The 26,191-nt window shown below is 47.0% G+C and carries 23 protein-coding genes; 10 read left to right on the top strand and 13 right to left on the bottom strand.

Annotated features, from left to right (window positions below):
- Positions 1-357: 357 nt before the first annotated feature.
- From ABH09_RS09765 to ABH09_RS09725, 9 genes are all read right to left on the bottom strand, one after another.
- Complete coding sequence (locus ABH09_RS09765) at positions 358-1,395, bottom strand: amino acid--tRNA ligase-related protein (protein ID WP_253714239.1); 1,038 nt, start codon at positions 1,393-1,395, stop codon at positions 358-360.
- Between the two features lie 3 nt (positions 1,396-1,398).
- Complete coding sequence (aspS, locus tag ABH09_RS09760) at positions 1,399-3,159, bottom strand: aspartate--tRNA ligase (protein ID WP_253714238.1); 1,761 nt, start codon at positions 3,157-3,159, stop codon at positions 1,399-1,401.
- Between the two features lie 391 nt (positions 3,160-3,550).
- A complete protein-coding gene (locus ABH09_RS09755) occupies positions 3,551-5,365 on the bottom strand; it encodes an ABC transporter ATP-binding protein (protein WP_253714237.1) in 1,815 nt (604 codons plus the stop codon).
- Between the two features lie 220 nt (positions 5,366-5,585).
- Positions 5,586-6,083 (bottom strand): GNAT family N-acetyltransferase, encoded by a 498-nt coding sequence (locus ABH09_RS09750; RefSeq protein ID WP_253714236.1) that lies wholly within the window; start codon positions 6,081-6,083, stop codon positions 5,586-5,588.
- A gap of 71 nt (positions 6,084-6,154) precedes the next feature.
- Positions 6,155-6,766 (bottom strand): class I SAM-dependent methyltransferase, encoded by a 612-nt coding sequence (locus ABH09_RS09745; protein WP_253714235.1) that lies wholly within the window; start codon positions 6,764-6,766, stop codon positions 6,155-6,157.
- Between the two features lie 16 nt (positions 6,767-6,782).
- Positions 6,783-8,750 carry an ABC transporter ATP-binding protein gene (locus ABH09_RS09740; RefSeq protein WP_253714234.1) on the bottom strand — a complete coding sequence of 656 codons (1,968 nt, stop codon included), beginning with the start codon at positions 8,748-8,750 and terminating at the stop codon, positions 6,783-6,785.
- Positions 8,751-8,911: 161 nt separating this feature from the next.
- Positions 8,912-9,412, bottom strand: a complete 501-nt coding sequence (locus tag ABH09_RS09735; protein WP_253714233.1) for a methyltransferase family protein — start codon at positions 9,410-9,412, stop codon at positions 8,912-8,914.
- Positions 9,409-9,762, bottom strand: a complete 354-nt coding sequence (locus ABH09_RS09730) for a nitrous oxide-stimulated promoter family protein (protein WP_253714232.1) — start codon at positions 9,760-9,762, stop codon at positions 9,409-9,411. The genes ABH09_RS09735 and ABH09_RS09730 overlap by 4 nt, the downstream gene beginning before the upstream one ends.
- Positions 9,763-9,808: 46 nt before the next feature.
- Positions 9,809-10,564 carry a head GIN domain-containing protein gene (locus ABH09_RS09725; RefSeq protein ID WP_253714231.1) on the bottom strand — a complete coding sequence of 252 codons (756 nt, stop codon included), beginning with the start codon at positions 10,562-10,564 and terminating at the stop codon, positions 9,809-9,811.
- A 328-nt stretch (positions 10,565-10,892) separates the two neighbouring features.
- Here ABH09_RS09725 and pyrB point away from each other — a divergent pair, with 328 nt between their 5' ends.
- The 7 genes from pyrB to pyrE all read left to right on the top strand — a co-directional run bounded on the left by pyrB (position 10,893) and on the right by pyrE (position 17,088).
- The gene (gene pyrB / locus ABH09_RS09720) at positions 10,893-11,810 is read left to right on the top strand and encodes an aspartate carbamoyltransferase (protein WP_253714230.1); all 918 of its coding nucleotides are present in this window, start codon (positions 10,893-10,895) and stop codon (positions 11,808-11,810) included.
- A 68-nt stretch (positions 11,811-11,878) separates the two neighbouring features.
- A complete protein-coding gene (locus ABH09_RS09715; RefSeq protein WP_040858957.1) occupies positions 11,879-12,337 on the top strand; it encodes an aspartate carbamoyltransferase regulatory subunit in 459 nt (152 codons plus the stop codon).
- 12 nt (positions 12,338-12,349) lie between these two features.
- Positions 12,350-13,189: a dihydroorotate dehydrogenase electron transfer subunit gene (locus tag ABH09_RS09710; RefSeq protein WP_253714229.1), complete on the top strand. Its 840-nt coding sequence runs from the start codon at positions 12,350-12,352 to the stop codon at positions 13,187-13,189.
- Positions 13,190-13,226: 37 nt separating this feature from the next.
- Positions 13,227-14,201, top strand: a complete 975-nt coding sequence (locus ABH09_RS09705; RefSeq protein WP_253714228.1) for a dihydroorotate dehydrogenase — start codon at positions 13,227-13,229, stop codon at positions 14,199-14,201.
- Positions 14,202-14,269: 68 nt separating this feature from the next.
- Positions 14,270-15,037: an orotidine-5'-phosphate decarboxylase gene (pyrF, locus tag ABH09_RS09700; RefSeq protein ID WP_253714227.1), complete on the top strand. Its 768-nt coding sequence runs from the start codon at positions 14,270-14,272 to the stop codon at positions 15,035-15,037.
- A 3-nt stretch (positions 15,038-15,040) separates the two neighbouring features.
- Complete coding sequence (locus tag ABH09_RS09695; RefSeq protein WP_253714226.1) at positions 15,041-16,348, top strand: dihydroorotase; 1,308 nt, start codon at positions 15,041-15,043, stop codon at positions 16,346-16,348.
- 68 nt (positions 16,349-16,416) lie between these two features.
- Positions 16,417-17,088 (top strand): orotate phosphoribosyltransferase, encoded by a 672-nt coding sequence (gene pyrE / locus ABH09_RS09690; RefSeq protein WP_253714225.1) that lies wholly within the window; start codon positions 16,417-16,419, stop codon positions 17,086-17,088.
- A 124-nt stretch (positions 17,089-17,212) separates the two neighbouring features.
- Here the strand turns inward: pyrE and gnd are convergent, their stop codons facing one another.
- Positions 17,213-18,700: a decarboxylating NADP(+)-dependent phosphogluconate dehydrogenase gene (gene gnd, locus ABH09_RS09685; RefSeq protein ID WP_253714224.1), complete on the bottom strand. Its 1,488-nt coding sequence runs from the start codon at positions 18,698-18,700 to the stop codon at positions 17,213-17,215.
- Positions 18,697-19,563: a MurR/RpiR family transcriptional regulator gene (locus ABH09_RS09680; RefSeq protein WP_162664117.1), complete on the bottom strand. Its 867-nt coding sequence runs from the start codon at positions 19,561-19,563 to the stop codon at positions 18,697-18,699. The genes gnd and ABH09_RS09680 overlap by 4 nt, the downstream gene beginning before the upstream one ends.
- Before the next feature lie 153 nt (positions 19,564-19,716).
- On the opposite strand from ABH09_RS09680, the gene ABH09_RS09675 reads away from it, so the two are divergent.
- The 3 genes from ABH09_RS09675 to ABH09_RS09665 all read left to right on the top strand — a co-directional run bounded on the left by ABH09_RS09675 (position 19,717) and on the right by ABH09_RS09665 (position 23,630).
- Entirely contained in the window at positions 19,717-21,384 is a 1,668-nt protein-coding gene (locus ABH09_RS09675; protein ID WP_162664116.1) for an ABC transporter permease, read from the top strand.
- A 64-nt stretch (positions 21,385-21,448) separates the two neighbouring features.
- Positions 21,449-22,537, top strand: a complete 1,089-nt coding sequence (locus ABH09_RS09670) for an ABC transporter ATP-binding protein (RefSeq protein ID WP_162664115.1) — start codon at positions 21,449-21,451, stop codon at positions 22,535-22,537.
- A 58-nt stretch (positions 22,538-22,595) separates the two neighbouring features.
- Positions 22,596-23,630, top strand: a complete 1,035-nt coding sequence (locus ABH09_RS09665; RefSeq protein WP_253714223.1) for an ABC transporter substrate-binding protein — start codon at positions 22,596-22,598, stop codon at positions 23,628-23,630.
- A 287-nt stretch (positions 23,631-23,917) separates the two neighbouring features.
- Here the strand turns inward: ABH09_RS09665 and ABH09_RS09660 are convergent, their stop codons facing one another.
- Both ABH09_RS09660 and ABH09_RS09655 read right to left on the bottom strand, forming a co-directional pair.
- On the bottom strand, positions 23,918-24,754 hold the full coding sequence (locus ABH09_RS09660; protein WP_162664113.1) for a mechanosensitive ion channel family protein: 837 nt from the start codon (positions 24,752-24,754) through the stop codon (positions 23,918-23,920).
- 71 nt (positions 24,755-24,825) lie between these two features.
- Positions 24,826-26,190: an MATE family efflux transporter gene (locus ABH09_RS09655; RefSeq protein WP_253714222.1), complete on the bottom strand. Its 1,365-nt coding sequence runs from the start codon at positions 26,188-26,190 to the stop codon at positions 24,826-24,828.
- Position 26,191 lies beyond the last annotated feature (1 nt).

Raw genomic sequence — 26,191 nt, 5'->3', positions numbered from 1 at the left:
AAATTCAGCTCGTGCAGTAGCACGAGTCCATCTAACATCTTTTCGACCTTTCCTCGTAATATCATAGAAACTATGCGCTTTCAATCTAAGCTGCACCTCGCCAAACAACTGTATCTTTCTACCATAAATACTCGCCGAAACGAATCATCAGCAGACAGATTAGGCCTATCTTCACTAAACAAGTCAAAGAAAATCACGTCCTGTTTATAGGGCTTTTGAATGCCAAAACCGCTGCAGTTGAGGACATGGATGTCGTTCCAAATCCGGAATTGGTATGTACAAACTACAAAATCAGTATGGGATCCCTCTAAACAAATTCTAAGCGAGTTTTTAGAGCTGCTCTCTGTATTGTAGGTATCATAGACGAGAAAATCTACCATATAAAAACGGTTCGAGTGTTTTTTTGCCGCCGAGGAGCATGATTAAGCGGTCAAAACCCATCGCGACGCCCGAACAGGGCGGCATACGGGCGCAGATCCCGCCGAAGTTCTCCGGTACGGGATGCGGAACCCGTGCCGTTGCGTTTTTAACCGCTGCTTCATCCACAAAAGAGCGGTTGATCTCTCCCGCATCCCGCGCTTCGGTATAGCAGTTTGCGAGCTCTACTCCGCGCACATATACTTCCCACCGCTCTTTTGTCTTCCATATATATGTCCGTCCGTCAGCGGCGGTACGCTGTTCCGACCGTTCCCGTGCAAGGCAGGGTACCCGCGCGGGATAGTCCAGCAGCGCAACGGGCACATCGGGCGGAAGCTGCGGTTCGATGCAGTGCACCAAAAGCAACTCGTATAAATCATCCCACGCCCAGTCTTCATACTGCGCCCTGTCGCCGAGGCCGAGCCGTTCAGCATGAAAGGCAAGTTCCGGTGTTTCCGCTTCGGCAAGGGAAAAACCGGCGAATCGTTTAAAGGCTTCGTCCATAGTCAGCTGCAAAAACGGTTTGGAAAGCACTGCACCCAATTCGGGATCGGCAAGCGGCAGCCCCGCAACTGCCTGCGCCATAGTCTGTAGAAAAGTTTCGGTAAGCGTGACGGAATCGCGGTAATCCGCCTGCATGGTGTAGTATTCCAGCATGGTAAATTCAGGGTTGTGAATATGTCCGACGGATTCGCAGTTGCGGTAACATTTGGAAAGCTGAAACACCGATCGCCCGTGCGCGGCGATAACTGGTTTGATGAATACTTCCGGGGAGGGGACAAGAAAGAGCGGGACTGCCGCTTCTTCGCCGGTCTTAAAGGGTTTGAGGTATTCTGTGCGGAACACTTCGAGACAGCTTTCGGGGATGAGCGCCGGAGCAAGCGCCGGAGTGTCCAGCTCCAGATAGCCATGTGTAATAAAAAAATTCCGCGCAGCCTGTAAACAAGCCGCACGGAATTCGATAGCTTCTATGTCCACTGTTTATTCCCGAATGCTCAAGTGCAGTTCGGCAAGCTGCTTTTCATCAACCTCGCTGGGGCTTTCGTCCATGGGGCTGACGGCGAAGGTGTTTTTGGGGAAGGCGATTACTTCTTTAATCGAGGTTTCGCCTGCCATCAGCATCACGATGCGATCAAGACCGGGGGCAATACCTCCGTGGGGCGGCGCTCCGTATTTGAATGCTTCCGTTAAAAAGCCGAACTTCTTTTCCGCATCGGCGGGGTTAAAGCCGACGATGTTGAATATCCGTTTTTGCAGCTCCGGATTGTGGATTCTGATTGAGCCGGAAGCGACTTCGTAGCCATTGAGTACGAGGTCGTACAGGTCTCCCTTTACCTCGCCGGGGTTTTGCTCCAGCGTGTCGAGGTAGCGTTCCTGCGGCGCGGAGAACATGTGGTGAGCGGGATCCCATTTTTGCTCATCTTCATTCCATTCAAAGAGCGGGAAGTCGATAACCCACAAAAAGGCGAATACTTTTGGATCGAGCAAATTTAAATCCTTGCCGAGTTTGCTTCTGACAGCGCCGAGTGCGGTGCAGGCAGTTTTATATTTTGCATCGGCAACAAAGAGGAGGAGGTCGCCGTCCTTGGCATTCAGCTTTTTGCATATTTCAGCCTCGGCACCGGCACAGTATTTAGCAATACCGCCTTCAAATGCGCCGCCTGCAACTTTTGTCCATGCAAGCCCCTTTGCCTTGTAGATTTTTGCCGCAGCTTCAAGCTCTTCAATCTTTTTGCGGCTGTAGTTTTGTGCCTGTCCTTTCACTACAAGCGCCTTGACAGCTCCTCCGGCGGCGACCGCATCTTTGAACACGGCAAATTCGGTGCATTCAGCCAGCCATGCGGCATCCTGCATCTTCATCTCAAAGCGAATATCGGGTTTGTCGGTGCCATAGAGGTCGATGGCATCATCATAGCTGATTCGCGGGAAGGATTGCGCCAAGTCCGCACCGATCGTCTTTTTGAATACCGTGCGGAACATATTTTCGGTAACATCGAGCACGTCATCACGGGAAACAAAGCTCATTTCAATATCGATCTGTGTGAACTCAGGCTGGCGGTCGCCGCGTGCGTCTTCATCACGGTAGCAGCGGGCAATCTGAAAATAGCGGTCAAAGCCGGAGACCATCAGTATCTGCTTGTACAATTGCGGGGACTGCGGCAGCGCATAGAACTTGCCCGGATAGAGGCGAGAGGGTACCAAATAGTCGCGTGCACCCTCCGGCGTCGATTTAATAAAGGTCGGCGTTTCAATTTCCAAGAAGTTCCGCGCTGTGAGGTACTCCCGCACGGCGAACGTAACCTTTGAGCGCAGTATCAGGTGATCCTGCATAGTCTGGGAACGCAGGTCGAGGTAGCGGTACTTGAGCCGGAGGTCTTCGTTGGCGTTGGTTTTTTCGTCAATCTGGAAGGGCAGCACGGCGCTTTTCGACAGCACGACAATGCGCTGCGCCTTCACTTCGATATGTCCGGTTGTCATTTCCGTGTTGACCATGGAATCGGGACGCTCCCGCACTGTGCCTTCAACGGCAATACAATATTCCATCTTCAAACCGGCTGCGATTTCCTTTAGTTCAGCGCTTGCATCGTCATCGACAACCACCTGTGTCAGCCCATAGCGGTCGCGTAAGTTTATAAAAGAGATACCGCCGTGGTCGCGCTTGCGGTGCACCCATCCGTTTAATACTACTGTTTTACCGGCGTCGCTTTTTTGCAGCTCTCCGCAGGTAACTGTACGTTTCATTTCTATCATAATGGAATAAGTATAGTTGAAACGGAGTGTTTATGCAATTCGTGTTCTGATTCATGCTGGACAGAGAAGAGAGAGTAATCCCCTCAACTTGCAAATAGGTGGAGCAGATGCTAGGAGCGTGCAAAAAACACCCGCAGGCACGGTACGAAATGTACATCCATGTACATTTCGTACCTACGTGTTTGCAAAGCAAACACGCTACAGACTAGAACCACCGCCGTCCGTGGCGGTTCTGAAATGTTGAGGATTTTCAGTAGCGGCAAGGATGCCGCTGGTTTAAACAGAAGCGATGTTTCAGCGTCAGCTGAAACTCGCTATCAAAAGTGTACACGGATGTACACTTTTGATGATGCGACGAAGTAGATGCCCGCATATTTGCAAGTTACGCAGACCACTGTTCCGATTCTCTCTGCAACCTATACATCTCACGGTAAATACCGTCTTTTTCCATCAGCTCGGCGTGAGTGCCGGTTTCGGCAATGGTACCTTTGTTGAGCACGATAATCTTATCGGCGTTTTCTACGGTGCGGAGGCGGTGGGCGATGACGATAACGGTTTTACCTTTTATAAGTGTACCGATGGCGTGCTGAATGAGCGTTTCGTTTTCAGGGTCGAGGGCGGCGGTTGCTTCGTCCAAGAGGATGATCGGTGCGTCCTTGAGGAGAGCGCGGGCGATGGAAAGCCGCTGGCGTTCTCCGCCGGAAAGGGTATAGCCGTTTTCGCCGATTTCCGTGTCGTAGCCCTGCGGCAGTTTTTCGATAAACGATTCACACTGCGCGGCTTTTGCGGCGGCGAGTACCTGCTCTTTTGTCGCATTCCGATTGCCGATTAAGATATTATTGTATACCGTGTCGTTAAAGAGCACGACATCCTGAAACACAATCGAAAATGCGCCCAGCAGAGTTTCCGGTTCTACCGTAGAAACATCGACGCCGCCGATGCTGACTGTACCCGATGACGCATCCCAAAAGCGCGCAGCCAATCGCGCAATGGTGGATTTTCCGCAACCGGAGTGTCCCACGAGAGCCGTAATTTCGCCCTGCTTTGCAGTAAAGCTGATTCCGCTTACCGTGTTTTCTCCGGTGTTGTTTGCGGCGCCGCCTGCATTATGTGAATTACCGGCAGCGCTTCCACCGATGTCAGTCGCACCTTTGCCGCTCGGTTCATTATACGAAAACGACACATTATCGTAACAGATATCATATCCATTCGGCTTAAAAGCTTCGCTTCCCGTTTGCTTGGGATAATTGACAATCGCCTGCTTCCGCTCAACAGCAATCAGTGTATAAAAGAATTCGGCGAGCAGCATAAACACTGTCGTCAACGGATCGAAGATACGACATGAGACCAGTAAAAAAACGATATAGGTCAACAGTTCGATTTGCCCCTGCGACAGCAAGTACGCTCCATACGAAATGACGAGCGGAAAGCCGAACCGGATCAACGCAGCCACACCGAACATAAGCGCTCCGATCGCAGCTTCCGATTTGAGCGCAACGCTCGTCGTTTCGGTAATATCGTCTTTGAGCTTTTGCACATACAAAGCTTTTTTATCGGAAGATTTCAACACCTTGATATTGTCTATCATCTGCTGCAGCGAATCGTATATCCCATCCTTCCGTACGATGACGCTTTTCATCTTTTTTTCCGACAGCTTCCGGCAGCCGACAACAATAAAAAATCCTGCAAAGGCGCAAACAAACAACGCAATAGTCATCCGCCAATCCAAAAACGCTAAAAGAGCCGCCGCAATTAAAATCGAAATAATACCGCCGAACATTTCCGGTACGACATTAGAAAACGCTTGTTCAATCGTTGTAACATCGTTTAAAAGCGTCGAGGTTAAATACGATAAATCTTGCCTGCCGAAATACGACAGCGGAAGCTTCCGAAGCGACTCTGCAAGCGAAATACGTACATTCGCCGCTTCTTCATACGCGCCGTTATACGTTCTGCCGTACTTTAATTTCTCAAGGATAAACAGCACGGCAATAAACGCCGCTCCGGCTGCTACCACCGCCCATACATTCGGGGCTTGAAAACCTTGCTGCATAATACGCGCCAAAAAATACTGCAGCACATACAGCGAAAGTCCTAGCGGCACCATCACAAATAAATTGATAATAACCCCGAGCGTAATCGACAAGCGTAAATTCCGCGTCCCCGCATCGGATAACGCAAAAAATCTTTGTAACATAATTTCTCCATATTGTAGGGGAAGACCTTTCTTTTTTTTCGATAAAAAGAAAGGTCTTCCCCTACGACCCCTTCTAATCAGAACCGCAACGGATGGCGGTGGTTTCATACAGGCACGAGATTTGCGTTTGATGCAAATCTCGTGCTGAGAGGAGTACAGGAAGGTACTCCACTCAGCTGGCGACCAAAGGTTTTCACCCTTTGGAAACCCGACCTCAAAGTTAGATGTTCAATTCCATTTCAATACATTCCCATACGCCATCCGGCATCATATAGGTTATAACTTTCCCTGTTGGTTGAAAACCAGCGATTTCATAACAATGCCGAGCGCGTTCATTATTCGTAAACACTCTCAATGTTATTTTTGAAGCATGCAAAACGTTTTTTGCATATTCTATTGCAAGGGCTACCATTTCCTTTCCATTTCCCTTTCCTCTGCACTCAGGCGAAAGTATAATAAACCCAAATCGGACGAGTGTTTTATCGTCTTTATTTGGGTACCGGATAAACAAATGACCGAGCACGGTGTGTTCGTCAACGGCGCAAAGAGGGATGATAGACTGTATACCGTTCATCGAATCATAGTATTCATTTAACTCATTGCCGTTTAACGGAAACCGCCCTATTCTGTCGGCAGACCATTGATAAAGCTGCTTTGTATCCTTAATCCAACTGCAAATGATTTTGGAATCTTGCACCTCATATTTTCTTAATATCATAAATACCTCGATAATGTTTTTTATAAACCGGTTACCAATACCATCTTATTTAATTATCAATTATCAATTATTTACCCTTTCCGCGCTGTTACACACAGATACCTTTTTGCAAAAAGCGAGTCGGTTTGTATACCGGTAAAACCTGTCGAAGTCAGCAGTGCACTCAACTGTTCACCGGTATAGATTTTCATACCGCTGATTCTTTTCGGCCATTTTTCATCGCCTTTATGAAGCCCGTCTACTTCGTTGCAGATAAAAAAGTGCGCTCCTTTTTTGAGCACGCGGAACACTTCTTTAAACGCTGTTTCTATTTCCGGCCAAAAATAAACCGTTTCAAATGCCGTCGCAATATCGAATGAATCGTTTTCAAACGGCATGGAAGAAACGCTTGCTTGCAGTATACGGCAGGCTCCCCGTTCGATATACGCCTTATTGCATTTCGTCGATTGCGCAACACAGACATCGGAATAATCAATGCCGGTTACCTTTTCGCAGCCGCGCTCAAGCAATCGTTTGACATTTGCACCTCCGCCGCATCCGATATCAAGGCCGCTACCTAAAATTTTTCCATCCAAATGCGAAAAGCCCCATTCCGCCATGCGCGTATGTCCTGAATTCATTCCCGCGACAATCAGCTTACCGATAAAGCCTGCAGGTTTTCTAAAATTATCTCCTAAACTCATTTTCTCCTCCCCTGATTCACACTTTCCACTCGATACCTTTTTGGAAATTGTCCCACATACTTGCGTACAAACCCTTCCGCGCAAGCAGTTCCTTATGTGTGCCTTCTTCTGCGATTTTGCCTTCTTCTATAACACAGATTTTATCTGCGTTTACGACTGAGGACAGGCGGTGCGCAATCATGATGACGGTTTTGTCTTTGAGCAGTACGTCGAAGGTCTTTTTGATTTTGTATTCGTTTTCGGCATCGGCAAAGGCGGTCGCTTCATCAAGCACGATGATGGGGGCATCCTGCAACAGGGCGCGGGCGATGGCGAGCCGCTGGGCTTCTCCGCCCGAGACGTATGTGCCCTTGGTGCCGTACACCGTGTCGATACCGGCGGGGAGTTTGTCGATAATGTCCATACACTCGGCTTTGCGGAGCGCTTCCATTACCTCTTCGCGGCTTGCATCTTTTTTGCCGTAGCGGATATTTTCTAAAATGCTTTCCTTAAAAAGCTTATTCTCTTGGAACACAAAGCCGACAGTGTGCAGCAGGTCTTGTGTTTTTATATCGCGGATGTCAATACCGCCGATGCTGATACTTCCTGCATCAACTTCCCAAAAGCGGCCGAGCAAATTGACCAGAGTGGTTTTACCGCCGCCTGAAGGACCGACCAGCGCAGTGAGCGAATGTTCGGGGATGTGCAAACTGATGCCGTTTATCGCGGTTCGGCTCTGAGGAGATGGGGCTGCTCTGCCGGTGTTTCCTCCGTCTGTTTCCGGTGCGGTTTTTGCAGAGGCGGCAGCCGGTTCCGTCTTATATGAAAATATCACGTTGTTAAATGCTATATCATATTTTTTAGGCAGTATGGATGTTTCCGGTTCTTTGGTCAGCGGTGCTTGCAAAATATCTTCGATACGGTTGAGCGCATCGTTTGAGCGCTGATAAAACGTGTTTGCATACATAACTTTCATCAGCATTGTGTAGGTAACCGGTGCGAAAGCAAGGTAAAACACAAAGCTGTAAAAAAAGTGCGGGTCAAGCGTTGCCGTCCCAGCCATCAATAACGCTGCCGGAAGTAAAAAGACAAACCCGAGTTTGATAAGCGATAAAAAAATCGCATAGCCGTTTTCCCACGACATCGAATATTGGAGAACGAATTCTTTATAGTGCATAATAGAGGTGTAAAAGTTTTTGAAATAGTAAACAGACTGATTAAAAGTTTTGATAACCGAAATACCGCGTACATATTCGGTACCCGCGTTGTTCATCTGCTCAAGCGCGTCTTCATACTTTTGCATAAAGCCCGAGTTGGTGCTAATCCGCATTAAAACAGCTTGCAGAACAAACGCAAGCACAAGCGGTAAAAGAGAAATCAGTCCGAGCCGCCAGTCGAATACCAATGTAAGCGCGAGTATCGCAAAAGGAGAGACCATGTTTTGTGCGGTGTCAGGCATATTATGAGCAATGAGCGTTTCAAGTTGATTAATGTTTTTTTCAAACACCTTGCGTACCTTGCCGCTGACATGCGTAATATGCCAGCCAATGGGCAGGTCTGCCAGTGTTTCCGCCATCCGTATCGAAAGGTTTTGCTGAATGGTAAATGCCGTCGCGTGTGAAAGCATGAGCGCCGCGTAATACAGCACAAAGCCCGCCGCCGCAGCACCGACCGCCCACAGCCCATAGCGTGTAAGAGCTGCTGCATTCACCGCTTCTTTTGCCGCAACTGCGGAAATCACATCGCGCATTACAAAGAACACCATAATGTACGGCACAAAACTGACGAGTGCGCTTAAAGCGGAAAGCACCAGCGACAGCGATAAAAATTTCTTGCTGTTGCCCGCATAGCTTAACAGTCGTTTAATGGCTTGCTGTTTTGCCGGATTTCGTTCTTGCTGCTGCGGTACGGCACTCTCCTGTGCCGGATTTTCCTCTGTAGCATTTGCCGGGGATTGCCGCTTCTTTGCAGCGCTTTTTCCCTGCGGCTTTTTTGTATCATTCATAGAGAATAGTCCTCCATATCAAATAATCGACGGTATCGTCAGTTGTTTAGTCATAGAAAATATATGCAAACAGGAATAGATTGTCAACAATATCTAACAAAGATACTTGTAGACAACAACCGCTTCTTTAAGTGCTTCATATAAGCCGTTTTAATTAAACATTATTTTCGTCTTTTCCATGGAAGAAAGCGATTAACCCGTTTGCAATACGCTGCGTATTCATCGCCGAAACGTTCGGAAAGCCATTGTTCTTCCGTCAATTTCATAAACACGGTAAGGTATACCCAAAAGAGTGGCGGTAAAATCAATACATACCAATTTCGGCAAAATAGCAGTACTCCGGTACAGATAAATAAAAAAGCGGAATAAATGGGATTTCGTACAAGGGCATATACGCCGTCGGTTGCAAGTTGATTTGCTTTTATCGTAATATCGATACGGGAACCGAATACTGCAGCGCACCACAGTGCGATGCCGCCACCAATACACAGTATTCCGGCAATGACAAAAACGATTGCAATGATTGCACTACGCACGTTTCCGCTTGTCAGTAGATCGAATTTTACCGCAGTAATACCTGCGGCAGTGAACGCAATCATAATTGCAATACATACAGGACCGATACCCATTACAGGGAGATGTTCTTGTTCATTTGTTTTCATAGGGGACGAGTCCTTTTGCTGCGGATGGTACCGATAAGGTGCTGCAGGCTTAATACCGGATGACGGAATAACATACGCGGGCCGCTGTAGCGCATAACTGCGCGGATTTGCCGACGCATTTCCGGTTTGTAGCAATGTATGGGGCAAACGTTACAAAACGGTTTCTTCTGCTTGTCGCTACGATACCGGCATTGTTCAATCCGCTTGTGCGTATATGCTTTTAATGCCTCTAAATCCGGCACCGCTGCATCAATATTCTCTGCATCGACCTGTGAAGAATGAGTGTGGTGCGCCGCCGCATACAAGTCGATCATCGAATCAACTAAACGTACTTCATCTTCTACGGTCATGGTATGTATACCGGCAATGCTTCAGAATAACGGACGCGGGCGCATTCTACGGAAGAGGGGCTACGCTGCCGGTGCCACTGATATCTGGGATAACATTGGCGGGGTTGCCTTTATAAAGAACACTGCCACTCCCGCTGATATGAGCTTTTAAAGAGTTTGTAACCCATACTTTTGCAGAGCCTGAGCCGGAAATGGAAATATTCGCCTTTTCGGTTTTCAAGTCGACAGCTTTAATATTGCCGGAACCGGAAATACTTCCCGTAAACGTTTGAGCTTCCCCTGTCGCTTTAAAATCACCCGAACCGGATATTTCCAAGGCTAACTCTTTTACCTTAATGCCGTTTGCGGTAATATCACCTGACCCTGAAATAGCAATCGACATTGCTTTTCCTGACATATTATTAAATGAGTTAATCTCCCCGGTAATCGAATCGGAAGTTGTTAACCGCCTTAAAATCGGCATCTTAATTGAAGCTTTGCAGTGGGCGTTGCTTATAGCGTACCCTTTTTTGAAGCCGATATGGAGGTTATGATTACCATCGACTCGTATATCTAAATAGTCAAAAAGATTTTTATCGGCATCTACGGTAACGGAAAATGTTCCGTTCTGTGCTATCTCGACAGTCCAGTCGCCGCTGACGGAAACGGTCTTGAAATCATTCAGTGGAAAGTTCTGTCGGCTTATGGTCCCGTTCCCGCGAATAGGGATGAGCGACCCCGGGCAGCCGCCGGTGGCAAACAAAAGCAATACGATAACGGTAATGTATACGATACTGGTTATATTGTTTTTTGTCCTGTTCATCACAACCCCTCAATTGATAAAATTTGTGGTTTTTAGCATACTTTAAGGCTGTAAATATGTCAATGTATCATCCAAGGCTGTCACCCGAAGGAAATTCAATACTTGACATATCCTTCTTTTTTATGTTATAAACCTGCAATTTAAATTGAAAGAGGCAATAATGACAAAGCGCTTACGGCAGCACCAGTATAATCCTTGTGTACCATTCGGGGGTATAATCCGCAGGGGTTCACCCTTTCAACTGCCGGTAAGCATTATTACCGTAACAAATAAGGATACTGTTTTCTAAATGAAGACAGTATCCTTTTTTTTTGCTTGAGGAGGTTCTATGATAAACGGGAAGAAGGATATCATTTCAATGAATGATTTCACCGCAGAAGAAATTCTGCTCATTTTGAAAAAGGCGGAAGCAATAGAAAAAATGTCCGATGAGGAAAAACTTTCGCTGATGCACGGCAAGATTGTTGCAACTATGTTTTATGAACCGAGCACGCGAACAAAACTGTCATTTGAATCTGCTGCGATGCGGCTCGGCGCAAATATCCTCTATTTCGATACGGAACATTCATCGGTTAAAAAAGGAGAATCCTTTTCGGACACCATACGCATGGTGGAATCCTATTCGGATATCATTGTTATTCGCCATCCGATGGACGGAGCGGCGCGCCTTGCAGCTTCCGTTTCTCATAAGCCGGTGTTAAACGGCGGCGACGGTTCAAACCAGCATCCAAGTCAAACGCTCCTTGATTTGTATACCATTATGAAAGAAAAAGGCACTTTGGAAAATCTCCATATTGCTTTTACCGGTGATTTAAAATACGGGCGTACCGTCCATTCGTTGGCTAAAGCCCTCAAGCATTTTCATCCGGTTATCTACTTTGTTTCTCCGTCAAACCTTGCTATGCCGCAATATCTGCTTGACGATTTGGATGATGCAGGAGTGACTTATTATATAGAAGAAAACTTTACCGGCTGTTTGGATAAACTCGATGTATTTTATATGACCCGCATTCAGCGCGAACGCTTCCCCGATCCGGAGGAATACGAAAAGGTGAAGGACATTTATATCATCAATAGAGGCAACATAGAAGGTAAGTGCAAAGACGATATGATTATCCTGCATCCGCTACCGCGTGTGAATGAAATCGATGTGGATTTGGACACTACAAAATATGCGCGTTATTTTGAGCAAGCGCGGAACGGCATCCCGATTAGACAAGCAATGATGATGCTCTCTCTAGAATAATAAAAGCTCAAGAAGCAATGAGGTATTAAACTGTCCGTGCGAATAACGGAACTACAAGAAGGAGTTGAATGATGGAATTACAGATAACTGCATTGGAAAACGGAATAGTGATTGACCATATACCGCCGGAGCGTACCTTTGCGATCGTCAAAATGCTGAAATTAAAAGAGTATACCGATATGGTAACCGTCGGTTTTAATTTGCATAGCAAGGCGCACAATAAAAAAGGCCTGATTAAGATTGCCGATAAAACATTGACCAAATCGGAGCTGGCAAAAATTTCGCTGTTGGCGCCCCATGCGACGGTGAACATTATTAAAGACAGTAAGGTTGTACAGAAAATACCGCTTGAATTGCCAGATGAAATTGAAGCGTTTATACACTGCGAAAATTTTAAATGTATTTCAAATAATGAAGCGGTACCATCGCGGTTTATAAAGGTGCATTCGCATGGACAGGACTGCTACAAGTGTTTTTACTGTGAACGGGTCACTCCGGTCGCCGACATTAAGCTTAATTTAAATTAGCGGAGAAGCGGTATGGAACACCGGTGCGGAAAAAAGCATTTTGAAAAAACCGAAATTGTTTCCCATGAATATGCGGGAGCAGATTGTGACTGTCTTACCGTCCGATTGCCGCGGAGGCTGGAAGACACCGATCTTCCCCGTGCGGGACAGTTTTACATGATCAGTTTGCACGATAAATCCCATATTTTACCCCGCCCCATCAGTCTGCATTCATTTGATGAGAAACAGGGAACCTTGAGCTTTGTATACCGTCCGACAGGTGTCGGCACACAAGAATTAACGCAGTACCGTGCCGGTGAAAACGTGGCTATTCAAGGCCCCTTGGGGAACGGCTTTATGGTTCCTTCCGCCGGCTCCTGTCATATTATCGCGGGAGGCGGTATAGGACTTGCGCCGCTGCCTCAACTGATACGGGCGATTCGCAGCAGGCAGTCGGAAGCGTGCATTATTTTTTTTGCAGGAGGACGCGACCGGCATATTCAAGAACTTATCGATTTTTTTGCCCTGCCTGCGGATATTGAACTCATCCTTTGTACCGATGACGGCAGCCTCGGTATTCACGGGTTTGTACCGGACGTACTTTCAGCGTATATCGAAAAACACCGAGGCAGCGGGACTTCTTCTGCGGACATTGCGATGATCTATGCCTGCGGGCCAACTGCGATGCTGAATAAGATACGTGCGTTTTCGCAGTCGGCGCAGTTACCCTGTCAGCTTTCCCTTGAGCGCCGGATGGCTTGCGGTGTGCGCGCCTGTATGGGATGTTCCATTCAAACGGCTGCGGGGGTGAAAAAAGTATGCGCCGACGGCCCTGTTTTCGATTCGCTTTTGTTTCCGTACGAATTGCCGTAACAATGAGAGAATGAGCCGTGATAATTGAGAGAATGATATGAGCAAACTTACCTTGGATTTTTTAGGTTTACATTTAACGAACCCGTTGATGACGGCGAGCGGCTGTTTCGGCTACGGTACCGACTATGCGGATTTCTTTGATCCGAATATACTCGGTGCGGCGGTACTGAAGGGGTTAACGCTTGAGCCGCGGGACGGTAATGCAGGGGTGCGGATTGCAGAAACGCCGTCCGGTATGCTCAACTGCGTCGGCTTGGAAAATGTCGGCTATGATGAGTTTGTGCAGCGGGTATTGCCGGAAATCCTTCCGCAGCTGCACATCCCGTTGATTATTAATATTAACGGCAAAACCGCAGAAGAATATGCGGAACTTGCCGCCCGGCTGAACGGCATCGCGGAAGTCGCGGCCGTAGAGCTCAATATTTCCTGCCCGAATGTAAAGCACGGAGGGATGGCTTTCGGTACCGATCCGGCACAAACGGAGCGGGTGGTCTCACTGGTACGGGCGGCAAGCCGGAAACCGCTCATCGTGAAGCTGTCGCCGAATGTTACCGACATTACGGTTTTTGCCCGCATCGCGGAGGCTCAAGGAGCGGATGCGCTCTCGCTGATTAACACGGTTTCCGGTATGGCAATCGACATCACTACGCAAAAGCCTCTGCTCGGTAATATTTTCGGCGGACTGTCCGGTCCGGCGGTAAAGCCCATAGCGGTCAGGATGGTCTATCAGGTGTCGCAGGTTACGTCGCTGCCGATTGTCGGGATGGGCGGTATACGGACTGCGGAGGACGCAATTGAATTTATACTTGCAGGCGCTTCGGCAGTTGCGGTCGGCTGCGGTCTTTTTAACAATCCTTGCGCTGCGGTAGAAATACTTGACGGTCTTGAACGGTACTGCGAAAAACATCAAACTGCCGTTACGGATTTGGTTGGCCGCAGCCATCCCGACGGAGGAGCTGCATACCGCAGCAAACTCAAACATCGCAGTACTGTTCGCAATACCGTTCAATAAGAGGAGAGTAGGGGAGTCTCGAAAGCAAACAGCTTTGAGATACCCTCATCCCGGAGGAGTTTTACAATATGGAAAAAACACAATGCGGAACCATCAGCAGCGCTGTCCGCGAAAAATTGATTGTTGCGTTGGACTATGACACGCTCGACCAAGCAGCCGCCCTCGTGGAGCAGCTCGGCGATAGCGTTACGGTGTATAAGGCAGGGCTCGAAATTTTCTTACGGACGAAGGGAGCCATTGTCGATTATTTGCACGGAAAAAACAAAAAAGTATTTTTGGATTTAAAGTTCCATGATATTACCAACACGGTAGTACAGGCCTGCCTTTTTGCGGCGGAGCAAAATGTGTTCATGTTCAATGTGCATTGCTCCAACAGCGAAAAAACCATGAGGACAGTCGCCGAGATGCTCAAAGAAAAAGGCTCTCGGAGCATTTGCATCGGCGTAACGGTCTTAACCAATTTAAACGCACACGATTTACAGCAATTCTACGGAGCAGCCGTCGATGTTGAAACAACCGTCGAAGCGATGGCGGCCGCTGTCAGCAATGCCGGTTTGCAGGGTATTGTCTGTTCCGCTCAGGAGGCTGCCGCTATTAAACAGCGTTTCGGTAAGGATTTTATTACCGTATGTCCGGGAGTCCGCCCAGCCTTTACCCAAAGCGGCTCGTATGCTCAAAACCGCAAAGAAGATCAGGCGCGGGTGATGACTGCCTACGAAGCGGTAAAAAACGGTGCCGATTATTTGGTGGTCGGCCGCCCGATTACCCAACATCCCGATCCCGTTCAGGCGGTGCACGCGGTTTTGGAGGAAATTAGAAAGGCAACGGAGGACTAAACGGTGCTCATACTCAAAAACGGGAAAACCGTCCGCAACGAAATTATCGACCTTGTAATCAACGGCGATATAATAGAAGATATCATCATCAAACAGAGCATGTCCGATCAGAATTATCCAAAAGAGGTGGATGCCGTACAGGATTCGCAGGAAATTGACTTGGAAGGTCGCGTCGGGGTTGTTGACTTGGAAGGCCGCCTCGTCATGCCGGGTATTATCGACCTACACACCCACATGAGAGATCCGGGGCTTACTCACAAAGAAGATTTTTATACCGGCTCGCGCGCCTGTGCAAAAGGCGGCATAACGACCTTTTTTGATATGCCGAATACGCAGCCTCCGACGGTAACGGCTCAGGCGCTTACGGAAAAAATTGCACAGGCGGCGCGGGTTTCAGCTGTTAATTTCGGCTTCCACTTCGGCGCTTCAAAAAACAATAATATTGATGAAATTCGGCGCGTTATCGGCAGCGGTCAGGCGCGCAGCACGAAGGTGTTTATGAATGTGAGCACCGGTCTTATGCTGATTGAAGATACCGCTCTGCTGGCTGAAATTTTTAAGGTCGGCGGCTTGGTCTTTGTGCATGCCGAAGCGGAGATGATCGACAAAGCGATTGAGCTGAATGCCCGCTATGGGAACGGTCTGTATATTTGCCATATTTCTTCCGAAGAAGAGATGCGGACGGTCATCAAGGCGAAGCAAAATCCTGCATTACATAACCGGCAGCATCCCATTTATGCGGAAGTAACGCCTCATCATCTTTTTTTACACACCGGTATGCGGGAAGCGAGCCCCGAAGCCGATATGCTGTTGCGGATGAAGCCCGAACTGAAAGCGCAATCCGATACTGCATTTTTGATGCAGGCCATTCGGGACGGATATGTCGATACCATCGGCACCGATCACGCGCCTCATACGCTGGATGAAAAACTGGCACAGCTGACTTTCGGCATACCCGGCGCCGAAACCTCGCTGGCGCTGATGCTTACTGCGGCGGCGGAAGGAGATATCACGCTGCCGCTGCTTCAAAAGCTGATGAGTGAAAATCCTGCTGCAATCCTCGGACTAACGCGCAAGGGAGTACTTGCAAAAGGCGCCGATGCCGATATTACCGTTGCCGACACCGCGGTACACTGGCAGCTCGGCCGAAAGGACATAGTATCGAAATGCGGATGGTCTCCTTTTGAGGGCTGGAACTTTATCGGTAGAAATTATATGACTATTGTAAACGGCAAGATAGTCTACCTCGACGGCCGTTTCGCCGCCGACTTACCGGAACGCCCCGCCGGACGTTTCGTATTTCAGTCATAAGAAATGAGAAAGTTCCGAAAGCAGTGTGCTTTTAGGGATGTCTGATATATATTTTTATAGGGGTATTTATGAGTATTGTGAGTAATTCGATTTGTCGTGATAAAAAAGAAATAGAAATTGCGGTTGCCCGCACGCTCTTTGAGGTAAAAGCCGTCAAGATTAATGTTGCGGAGCCCTTCACCTTTGCTTCGGGAATACGCAGCCCCATCTATTGCGATAACCGCTCTCTTTTAGGTTGGCCTCAACAGCGCACCCTCATTACGGAGGCCTTTACGCAATTAATTCCTGCCGATACCGATGTGATTGCGGGTGTTGCTACGGCGGGGGTTCCGTGGGCAGCTTTCATTGCAAACGCCTTGAACAAACCGCTTGCTTACGTGCGTTCCGCGCCGAAAGATCACGGAACGGGCAGCACAATAGAAGGGGCGGCCGTTGCGGGTAAGAAGATAGCGCTTATCGAAGATTTGATCTCGACGGGGAAGAGCAGCATCGGCGCGGTGAAGTCCTTACGTGCAGCCGGAGCCGCCGAGGTGAGTTTAAAAGCGATTTTTTCTTATCAATTTGCGCAGGCTGATGCCAATTTTAAAAACGAAAACTGCCCCTTTGAATCGCTCTCTCGTTTTTCGGTTTTAATTGAGCTCTTGCAAAAAGAAAAGTATTTAAGCCCCGAAGAAGCCGCTATCGCGCTTGAATGGAACAAGGAACCCGAAACTTGGTTTGACCGTGTGCGGCGCGGGTAAGGGGAAGGAACCGTTTCTTTCGTATTGAGGTGTGTCATTACTGTCGCCGCATGGTGATGCCGGTAGGAATAAGTGTGTTAATTGGCTTGTCTTAGTATCGAAGCGGTGTACAAGTCTCTACTTTTTACACCGTATAGCTTGTAGATGATGTTTCTCCTCCGCAACCTGTCCAGTTTGTATGGAAAAATGTACCCGGAGCTTTATCGGTGCGTTCATACGTGTGCGCACCGAAGTAGTCGCGCTGCGCTTGTAAAAGATTTGCCGGAAGATGGGTACAGCGTATACCGTCGAACCATGCCAGCGCTGCGGAAAGCGCCGGAACAGGAACTCCATTGAGAACAGCGAACGTTACCGCTTGCCGCAGTGCAAGCTGCGTACGGCATAAAACTCCGCTAAAATAGGGATCGGCAATTAAATTCTGTAAATCTTTATTGCGGATGTAGGCCTCGCTGATTTTCTCCAAAAACACCGATCGAATAATGCAGCCTCCGCGCCAGAGAAGTGCAAGTTCTCCGAGATCGATTCCCCAGCTGTGATGCTCATCCGCTGTTTTAATCAACTCGAATCCTTGTGCATAGGAAATAATCTTAGCAGCGTAAAGCGCATCATGCAAAATGCGTAAGACTTCATTGCCGGTGGCAGATGTGTCGGACTGTTCGGCAACAGATATTCCTGCTGCATCCGGTGCCTTTGTTTGTATACCGGAGAATACTTCCGACGTTTCCGTCCGCTGTGTCCGTTGACTGCTTAAACAGCGGGCATATACCGACTCGGTAATCAACGTGAGGGGAACACTCTCGGATAAGGCCGTCATACCTGCCCACTTACCTGTTCCCTTTTGTGCGGCTGTATCTGCAATTTTGTCGATTAAATAGGATCCGTCCGTATCGTGGTAGTTGAGGATATTCGCAGTGATTTCTATCAGATACGAACAGAGTTCTCCTTTATCCCAATCGGAGAAAACCGTGCTCATCACTTCGTTAGGCATTTTGAGCACTTTGCGCATAATGTCGTATATTTCGCAGATAAGCTGCATATCACCGTATTCAATCCCGTTATGCACCATTTTAACAAAATGCCCTGCACCGCCTGTTCCAATCCAATTACAACAGGGGCTCGTATCTATGTGTGCGGCAATGGTTTGCAGCAGCGGTTGTACAAGCGGCCATGCGGCTGCGCTTCCGCCGGGCATAAGAGACGGCCCGTTCAGAGCACCTTCTTCTCCGCCGGAAACTCCCATCCCAATATACAAGATTCCTTTTGCTTCAACCTGTTTTATACGCCGCTCCGTATCGGCAAAGTTGGAATTACCGCCGTCAATAATAACATCGCCTTCATCTAAAATCGGCAGTAGACTTTGAATCACCTGATCGACAGGCTCTCCGGCCTTTATCATCATCAAGATTTTCCGGGGACGTTCAAGAGAAGCGGCCAATTCCGACAGACTGTGTGCAGGAATAAACCGCTTTCCCGCACCCTTTGAACCGGCAAATTCATCCGGCCGTTCAGGGCGAATATCAAACACCGCAACAGTGTAACCTTTGCTTTCCATATTTAATGCAAGATTTTCTCCCATAACGGCAAGGCCGATAATACCGATAGATGCTTTCATATTCTTCTCCCTGCAATTGCTCTGCGCATTTTTGCTAAGTTCTGTAAGCCGGTTTCTTTCAGCCTATTCATGACCTCAACGTAGAGCACATTAATGAGCGTACCCACCGCCAAACTGTCCGAAAACGATTCCGAAATAACCGAATTGAGTACGGGACTCACCGTCAGCAATATATCCGCACAATGCGCAAGCGGTGAGTTGTCATAACTGGTTATGACAACGATCGGGCATTTATGTGTTTTCAACTCCTCTGCCAACGCAACAATATCATAATTTCTTCCCGAATGGCTAAACAGCAATGCCACATCCTCAGCGCATGCCTGTGAAGCGAGCATGAGCTGCATGTGAAATTCATCAGTGTACATACATGCAAGCCCCGTCCGTAACAGCTTATGATAAGCATCGCGGGCGTTTACATTTGAACCGCCGAATCCGAACAGCAGCAAATGTCGGGCAGTTGTCATAAGCTCCGCTGCTTTTATGACGGCTTTTTTATCGAGGAGTTTCCGGCTGGATTCGAGCGCCTGTATGGTATGTTTAAAGATACGGTCGATAACATCTTCTTCCTGCTCATCTCCGTCAACCGCTATTTCAAAAATATGCGCATTATCGGCAGCACTTTCGCGGGCAAGCGCAATACGGAATTTCTGATAGCCTTGATAACCGAGCTTTTTAACAAACCGTACCAGTGTCGCCTCGCTGATACCGATTTGTGCTGCCAGCTCGGTGATACTTGGATCAACAGTAGCCCCTTTGTGCTCGATAATAAAATCTGCAATGAGCCGTTCTTTTTCACTGAGTGATCCATACTGGTTTTTAATAGTATAAAGAACACTTACTGTTGTTTCGCTTTCTGTATTCATCTTATTGACCATCTCTCTTATTAGTATATCTTGAAAATTTTTTTTATGCAAGGAATATTTTTTTCTTGACAGCAGATATTCTTCGGTGTAAGCTATTAGTATAGTTCACCTCAATTGTTTTTTTGAGGGATCGTTTAGAAGGAGATTGCAGATATGCTGAAGATGCCGGCGTCAAACAAACCGGTTGATCCGCTTTTAGTGTTTACCATTATATTTACAATGGTTTCGCTGATTGTGTTTGCCGTTATCCCATTAGTAAAAGTACTCATTCAAAGTTTTATTTCGTATGAAGGTGTCGTTTCCTTTGATGCATATCTCCGTGCGTTTACGTCGGAAGAAAATTTTAAGGCACTCAGTCATAGTTTGACGCTTGGGGCAGCGAGCGGCATCCTTTCTACTGCTATCGGTTTTTTGTTTGCCTACAGTGCCGCTTATGTCCACATGCGCTGGAAGCGGCTTTTCAACCTGATTGCCATGCTTCCGATTGTTTCGCCGCCTTTTGCCATCGCATTGTCGATTATCTTGTTGTTCGGCAGCAGGGGGCTGATTTCTTACACGCTGCTCGGTTTACAGGATGTGAATATCTACGGATTCCGCGGGCTTTTGTTTGCACAAACGCTCTCGTACTTTCCTATTGCATACTTGCTTTTAAACGGAGTGCTCGGTTCGATTGATCCTTCAATTGAAGAAGCAGCCCGCAATATGGGTGCTTCACGGGGCAAGACCTTTCTTCACGTTACGTTGCCGCTTTGCTTACCCGGTATTGCGAACGCATTTTTGCTGGTATTTATCAAATCGGTTGCCGACTTCGGGAATCCCATCACCATCGGCGGCAACTATCAAACCTTAGCGACACAAATTTACTATCAGGCAATCGGTAATTATGATATGCAGGGCGGCGCAGCAGTGGCTATTTTATTGCTGCTGATTTCGATCGGTCTTTTTGCGCTTAGTAAGCTCTGGGTAGAAAAGAAAACCTTTGTTACCATTACCGGCAAGGCGGCACGCGGACGAGTGCTCATTGATGAAAAACATATCGCAGCGCCCATCAATGCAGGCTGCTATTTTATTTCGTTCATCGTTATCGGCTTGTATATCCTCATTCCGCTTGTTTCGTTCGTTAAACTGTGGGGTATTAATTATACGTTCACTCTTGAACACTACCGGTATGCATTCGGTATCGGTATGAAGAGTCTCCGTGATTCAACGTTGATGGCGGCGCTTGCGACTCCGGTTACCGGTATATTGGCAATGGTTATCGCCTTTTTAACGGTACGTAAGCGGTTTGTCGGTAGAAAAGCAATGGAATTGATTTCGATGCTCGGTATGACGGTGCCGGGTACGGTCATGGGAATCGGTTATGTGCTGTCCTTTAATACTCCGCCGCTTGTGCTTACCGGTACAATGCTCATCATCGTGCTGTCGTATGTGTTCCGCTATCTTCCCGTCGGCGTACAATCGGGTGTAACCTCGTTAAAGCAGATTGATCCTTCTATAGAAGAAGCAGCGGCTGATTTAGGCGCGAACTCGTTTACGACATTTACAACCGTTACACTGCCGCTCATTAAAACCGCATTTTTCGGCGGACTCGTCTACACTTTTGTAAAGAGTATGACATCGATCAGCGCCGTTATCTTTTTGGTATCGGCACGGTACAAGCTTTTGACGGTTTCCATTCTCGATCAGGTAGACTCGGGAAAATTCGGCGTCGCTTCGGCCTTATCAACGATGCTGATTGTCGTTGTATACATTGCGATTGCAATCCTCTACCGGCTGATACGGTTGCTCGGCGTAAATAAAAAAGACATTAAATTGACATAATGGGTATCTCTAAAAGCTCGGTTAGTTTTTAGAGATACCCTTGTTCACACAATGAGGTAACGATATGGTAAAGAATGAGAAATCTCAACCGGTACGGTTAGAGCACATTGTAAAAGAATATGTTTCTCCCGATAAGTCGGTGTTCCGCGCGGTCAATGATATTGATCTTACCATCAATGCAGGCGAATTCGTAACGCTGCTTGGTCCTTCCGGCTGCGGAAAAACCACTACGCTGCGGATGATCGCAGGTTTTGAAACACCGACGTCAGGCGATATGTTTCTGGGAAATGAGCGGATTAATAGTTTAACTCCTGATAAGCGCGATACTGCGATGGTGTTCCAATCGTATGCGTTATTTCCCCATTATGATGTGTTTAATAACATTTCATACGGATTGAGGCTCCGTAAATTATCTAAAGAAGAAATCAGCCGAAAGGTCGGAGCGATGATTGAGCTGGTCGGGCTAACCGGTATGGAAAGCCGCTTCCCAACGCAGATATCCGGCGGACAGCAGCAGCGTGTGGCACTTGCCCGTGCCCTCATTATGGAACCTGCTGTAATGCTGTTTGATGAACCGCTGTCTAACCTCGATGCAAAACTGCGCGTAAATATGCGTACCGAAATCCGCAAGATTCAGCGTAAGCTCGGTGTTACGAGTATCTATGTAACCCACGATCAGGCGGAAGCAATGGCGCTTTCCGACCGTATCATCATTATGAATAAGGGGAAGATAGAGCAGGTAGGAACACCGCAAGAAGTATATCTGCGTCCTGCTTCTGTTTTTGTCGCCGACTTTATCGGGCGGGCAAACTTTATTAAGGGCGAGGTAAAGGGGCGTGATGAGCACGGCCTTGCCGTTGAACTGTACGGTACGGTGTTGCACATAACAAATTATGCAAAAAAGCAATTCGCCGTAGGCGACACGGTAACCGCCGTAGTGCGCCCCGAATCCGTAACGGTCGGTACGGAAGGTCAGTTTGAAGGCGATATTGTGATGTCTGCTTTTATGGGCGCACACCAAGAGTACCGAGTTAAACTCGGCGATATCGTACTGGATGCCGAACAACTTAACCCGATGGGCGGTAAGCTGTTTGCAGAAAATGAGCATGTATCTATCCGTCTGCATGAGGATAGCATATATATAGTAGATTAGGACACCTCTAAAAAACCAAGCTGGATTTTCAGAGGTTCCCATTAATGAGGAGGTCTATATGAAAAAAATGTGCAGTATGATGCTTGCAGCGATCGTTGCTGCAGGAATGCTCTTTGCTATGGGTGGGCAAGCGGAGCAGGGGAATGGAAAACCGAAACATTTGACGATGTATGTCGGTTATGTTGAAGAGTACGGTATGAAGGTTGCAGCAGAGTTTGAAAAAGCAACCGGTATTCACGTCGATTTTGTACGTATGAGCGCAGGCGAAGCCTTGGGCCGGATTCGTGCGGAAAAAGCAAACCCGAAAGCAAGCGTATGGTACGGCGGATCTGCCGATTCGTTCATCACTGCAAAGGGTGAGGGATTATTGGAAGCATACGTTTCGCCGTCTGCCGCAAAAATTGCACCGAACTTTAAAGATGCGGAAGGTTATTGGACAGGGCTTACCGTAGGCTATCTCGGTTTTATCTGCGACAAACGCTGGTTTGAAGATCACCCCGGTGTCGCCTATCCTGAATCGTGGAACGACTTATTAAAGCCTGAATTTAAAGGACAAATTATCGTATCGAATCCCGGTTCTGCATCCACCGGTTATTTGTTGCTTTCAACAATGGTACAGATGCGGGGAGAAAAAGAAGGTATTCAGTATATGAAGGCGTTGAACGGTCAAGTTAAGCAGTATACTAAAAGCGGTGAAGCGCCGTCCCGGTCGGCTGCGCTCGGCGAATGCGCCGTCGGTATTACCTTTTTGCACAACGGTATCCGGTTGATGAAACAAGGTTATACCAACATTCATCTTTCCGTTCCGAAAGATGGTACCAGTTACGAGGTTGGATCCGTTGCTATGATCAAAGGCGCTCCCGAGGCTGAAGCTGCCAAGATATTCATCGACTGGTGTATGACTCCCGCGTGCCTCGAAATCGGTCAGAAATATACCGACTCCTATCACTTCTTGACTAATCCCGATGCGCATACTCCCGATGAAGCTGTTGCATTACGTGATACCAAGCTCATTAAATATGATTTTATCTGGTCGGGTCAAAACAAGAACCGCCTGCTCGAAGCATGGAACAACGCAATTAAGTCAAAGTAGGACAAGACGGTTATTAAATCATTGTGCATAAAATGCGGTCTGTGTTTATAGCAGATCGCATTAAATTTATAAAAGATAAAAATATTTCGTACGGCTCATTTTTCTTCAAGTCGCTGTAACATAAGCATACTATTTCAGAGGGACGTTTTGTTTTTGCAATATCTGCCGGAACTTACAATGTAAGGGCTGAGAGGTTTTTTATTTGTGCGGAGAGTTTAATACCCGCCGTCCTCGGCAATGCTCTGTGTTGGAGGTATTGATTGGTCAAGTTCGGGTATCGTTATTGTTTAGTCATCCTTTATATGAATGTCGAGTTGCTGGAAGGGTACGATTATATTTTCCTGTTTAAGCTTTTCATCTATTTCGATGAATAATGAATTACGTAAATTTCTAAAGTCTTCGATTTTTGTCCATGTCATAAGCGTAAAATCAATACTTGAACTTGAAAAGCTTGTCCAAAGAATTGAAGGCGCCGGATCATCAAGAGTGAATGCATTGTTTTTTGCAACGGCTAATAGAATTTGTTCCGTTCTTCTTAAATCAGTACCATAAGCGACGGACAATTCCGTCTTTACACGCCGATACGGAAACTGTGAGTAATTAATCAGGTTTGCTTTTATGATGGTCTCATTCGGAATTCTGACATATTGGCTGTCAAATGTTTTGAGAATAACCGACAATAAATTAATTGCTTGCACAGTGCCTATTGTCCCGTTTACTTCGATAGTGTCGTTTATTTTAAATGCCCGTTCGGTTATAACAAAGAGTCCGGAAATAATATTTGATATTGAAGTTTGTGCTGCAAAGCCAATAGCAACGCCGGCAATTCCCGCAGCTCCGAGTATTGCACTGATATCTATGCCTAAACGATGAAAGGCTGTTAACACCATGACAGTAAAACCCGCGTATCGGATAATCTTATTGATTACATGCTGTATTTGCAGTGAACATTTTTTTACGGTAATTTTTTTTACGATGGAATTAACTACTCTAAAGAAGAGAGAGAGAACAAAAAGAATTACAATAAATTGTGTAATACTCCATATTTTTGCAGTGAGTATTTCGTTTGTTTCGGTAGTAAAAAAGCCGGTGAAATTTTCGATAACATTGCTTATACTGGTCATAGGTGAGAGCTTAGCATAATTATAAAAAACAATAAAGGTATTAAAATTGTGAAATGATAGGAATACTTTAACTAATTTGTACAACTATTGGATGGGTTCTTTTTCCCATACCACCTACACACCACCGCAACGGCAAACAGGAACGATAAAAAATCGGAAACCGGCTGCAGCAGGTAGATCCCGGTTTTTCCGTATAGGGCAGGTAAAACATATAAGAGCGGCACATAAAAAAAGCCTTGCCGTGAAATTGATATCAGGAGCGCTGAAAAATAATTGCCGATATTCTGCATGAACATACTGCTGACGGCAAAAGCGCCGAGCAACGGCAGCGAGAAGCATTGCATCCTGAGTATCTTAATTCCGGTAGATACAACTTCATCATCGTTTGACATCATCTGCATACATTGTTCGGCAAAGATGTATAAGATTATTGAGGCGATTGTTAAAAAAACGGTACCCACGGCAACGGTAGTAATAAAAGCTCTTTTTACTCTGGAGTATTTTTTTGCGCCGTAATTCATTGCACAAATCGGTTGAAACCCCTGTCCCCAGCCGATCATAATCATAAAAGCCAATGCGACAACTTTTGAACTTATCGTCAAAGCAGCAATCATACTTTCACCGTAGTGCGCTGCCGTAACATTGAGCAGCACCAATGCGGCACCGGTAATTGCCTGCCGCGAAAAATTAGGAAGCCCTCCCGCAAGAATATGATACATGCGCGCCTTGTTGCATTGTACTTTTTTTAGATTGAACGAAATACTCTCGTGTCGTTTTGCTAAGAGCGTCAACACAATGCACCCGATTATCTGGCCGATGAGCGTTGCATAGCCTGCACCGATAAACCCCATGTTAAGCGGAAACATCAGCAGCGGATCCAGCGCCATATTGCTCAACATTCCGGAAAGTAAGCCGATCATTCCATCGCGTACATTCCCGCACAGGCGCAGCTGATTATACACGGTTATTGCGTATAAACTGAACGGAATGCTGATGATAATGATCTTTAAGTACTGCACTGTAAAGGTGAGTACATCCTGCGATGCACTACCGCCGATCAGTTTTGCAAGCGGTACAACAAAAATATATGCTGCGATTGCGATTACGATGCCGGTTACGATTGCAATGACAATACCTATTGAAGAAAAAATTTCCGCTTCCGCATAGTCTTTTGCGCCGATTTTTTTTGACATTACATTACCGCTGCCGTAGCCGTACCAAAAACCGATTGCTTGAATAACACTGACAAAACTAAATACCACACCGATTGCCGCAATCATTGAGCTGTTGTGTAATTGTCCGACAAAAAAGGTATCGGTTAAATTATATATAACGCTGATCAACATACCGATGATTGTCGGAATTGCCGTTTTAATAAGCAACGGCAAAATCGGCTTTGTTAAAATGTTAAACCGTCTTTGTTCTTTTGAATCCATC

Origin of the sequence: Treponema sp. OMZ 803 (assembly GCF_024181165.1) — a bacterium.
Lineage (GTDB): Bacteria > Spirochaetota > Spirochaetia > Treponematales > Treponemataceae > Treponema.
Note: the sequence above shows the minus strand (reverse complement) of the source record. Positions and strands in the feature narration are given on the sequence as shown.

Coding starts and splice junctions, on each gene's coding strand:
- aspS (WP_253714238.1), bottom strand. CDS start 3,159: ATGAAACGTACAGTTACCTGCGGAGAGCTGCAAAAAAGCGACGCCGGT.
- ABH09_RS09755 (WP_253714237.1), bottom strand. CDS start 5,365: ATGTTACAAAGATTTTTTGCGTTATCCGATGCGGGGACGCGGAATTTA.
- ABH09_RS09750 (WP_253714236.1), bottom strand. CDS start 6,083: ATGATATTAAGAAAATATGAGGTGCAAGATTCCAAAATCATTTGCAGT.
- ABH09_RS09745 (WP_253714235.1), bottom strand. CDS start 6,766: ATGAGTTTAGGAGATAATTTTAGAAAACCTGCAGGCTTTATCGGTAAG.
- ABH09_RS09740 (WP_253714234.1), bottom strand. CDS start 8,750: ATGAATGATACAAAAAAGCCGCAGGGAAAAAGCGCTGCAAAGAAGCGG.
- ABH09_RS09735 (WP_253714233.1), bottom strand. CDS start 9,412: ATGAAAACAAATGAACAAGAACATCTCCCTGTAATGGGTATCGGTCCT.
- ABH09_RS09730 (WP_253714232.1), bottom strand. CDS start 9,762: ATGACCGTAGAAGATGAAGTACGTTTAGTTGATTCGATGATCGACTTG.
- ABH09_RS09725 (WP_253714231.1), bottom strand. CDS start 10,564: ATGAACAGGACAAAAAACAATATAACCAGTATCGTATACATTACCGTT.
- pyrB (WP_253714230.1), top strand. CDS start 10,893: ATGATAAACGGGAAGAAGGATATCATTTCAATGAATGATTTCACCGCA.
- ABH09_RS09715 (WP_040858957.1), top strand. CDS start 11,879: ATGATGGAATTACAGATAACTGCATTGGAAAACGGAATAGTGATTGAC.
- ABH09_RS09710 (WP_253714229.1), top strand. CDS start 12,350: ATGGAACACCGGTGCGGAAAAAAGCATTTTGAAAAAACCGAAATTGTT.
- ABH09_RS09705 (WP_253714228.1), top strand. CDS start 13,227: ATGAGCAAACTTACCTTGGATTTTTTAGGTTTACATTTAACGAACCCG.
- pyrF (WP_253714227.1), top strand. CDS start 14,270: ATGGAAAAAACACAATGCGGAACCATCAGCAGCGCTGTCCGCGAAAAA.
- pyrE (WP_253714225.1), top strand. CDS start 16,417: ATGAGTATTGTGAGTAATTCGATTTGTCGTGATAAAAAAGAAATAGAA.
- gnd (WP_253714224.1), bottom strand. CDS start 18,700: ATGAAAGCATCTATCGGTATTATCGGCCTTGCCGTTATGGGAGAAAAT.
- ABH09_RS09680 (WP_162664117.1), bottom strand. CDS start 19,563: ATGAATACAGAAAGCGAAACAACAGTAAGTGTTCTTTATACTATTAAA.
- ABH09_RS09675 (WP_162664116.1), top strand. CDS start 19,717: ATGCTGAAGATGCCGGCGTCAAACAAACCGGTTGATCCGCTTTTAGTG.
- ABH09_RS09670 (WP_162664115.1), top strand. CDS start 21,449: ATGGTAAAGAATGAGAAATCTCAACCGGTACGGTTAGAGCACATTGTA.
- ABH09_RS09665 (WP_253714223.1), top strand. CDS start 22,596: ATGAAAAAAATGTGCAGTATGATGCTTGCAGCGATCGTTGCTGCAGGA.
- ABH09_RS09660 (WP_162664113.1), bottom strand. CDS start 24,754: ATGACCAGTATAAGCAATGTTATCGAAAATTTCACCGGCTTTTTTACT.
- ABH09_RS09655 (WP_253714222.1), bottom strand. CDS start 26,190: ATGGATTCAAAAGAACAAAGACGGTTTAACATTTTAACAAAGCCGATT.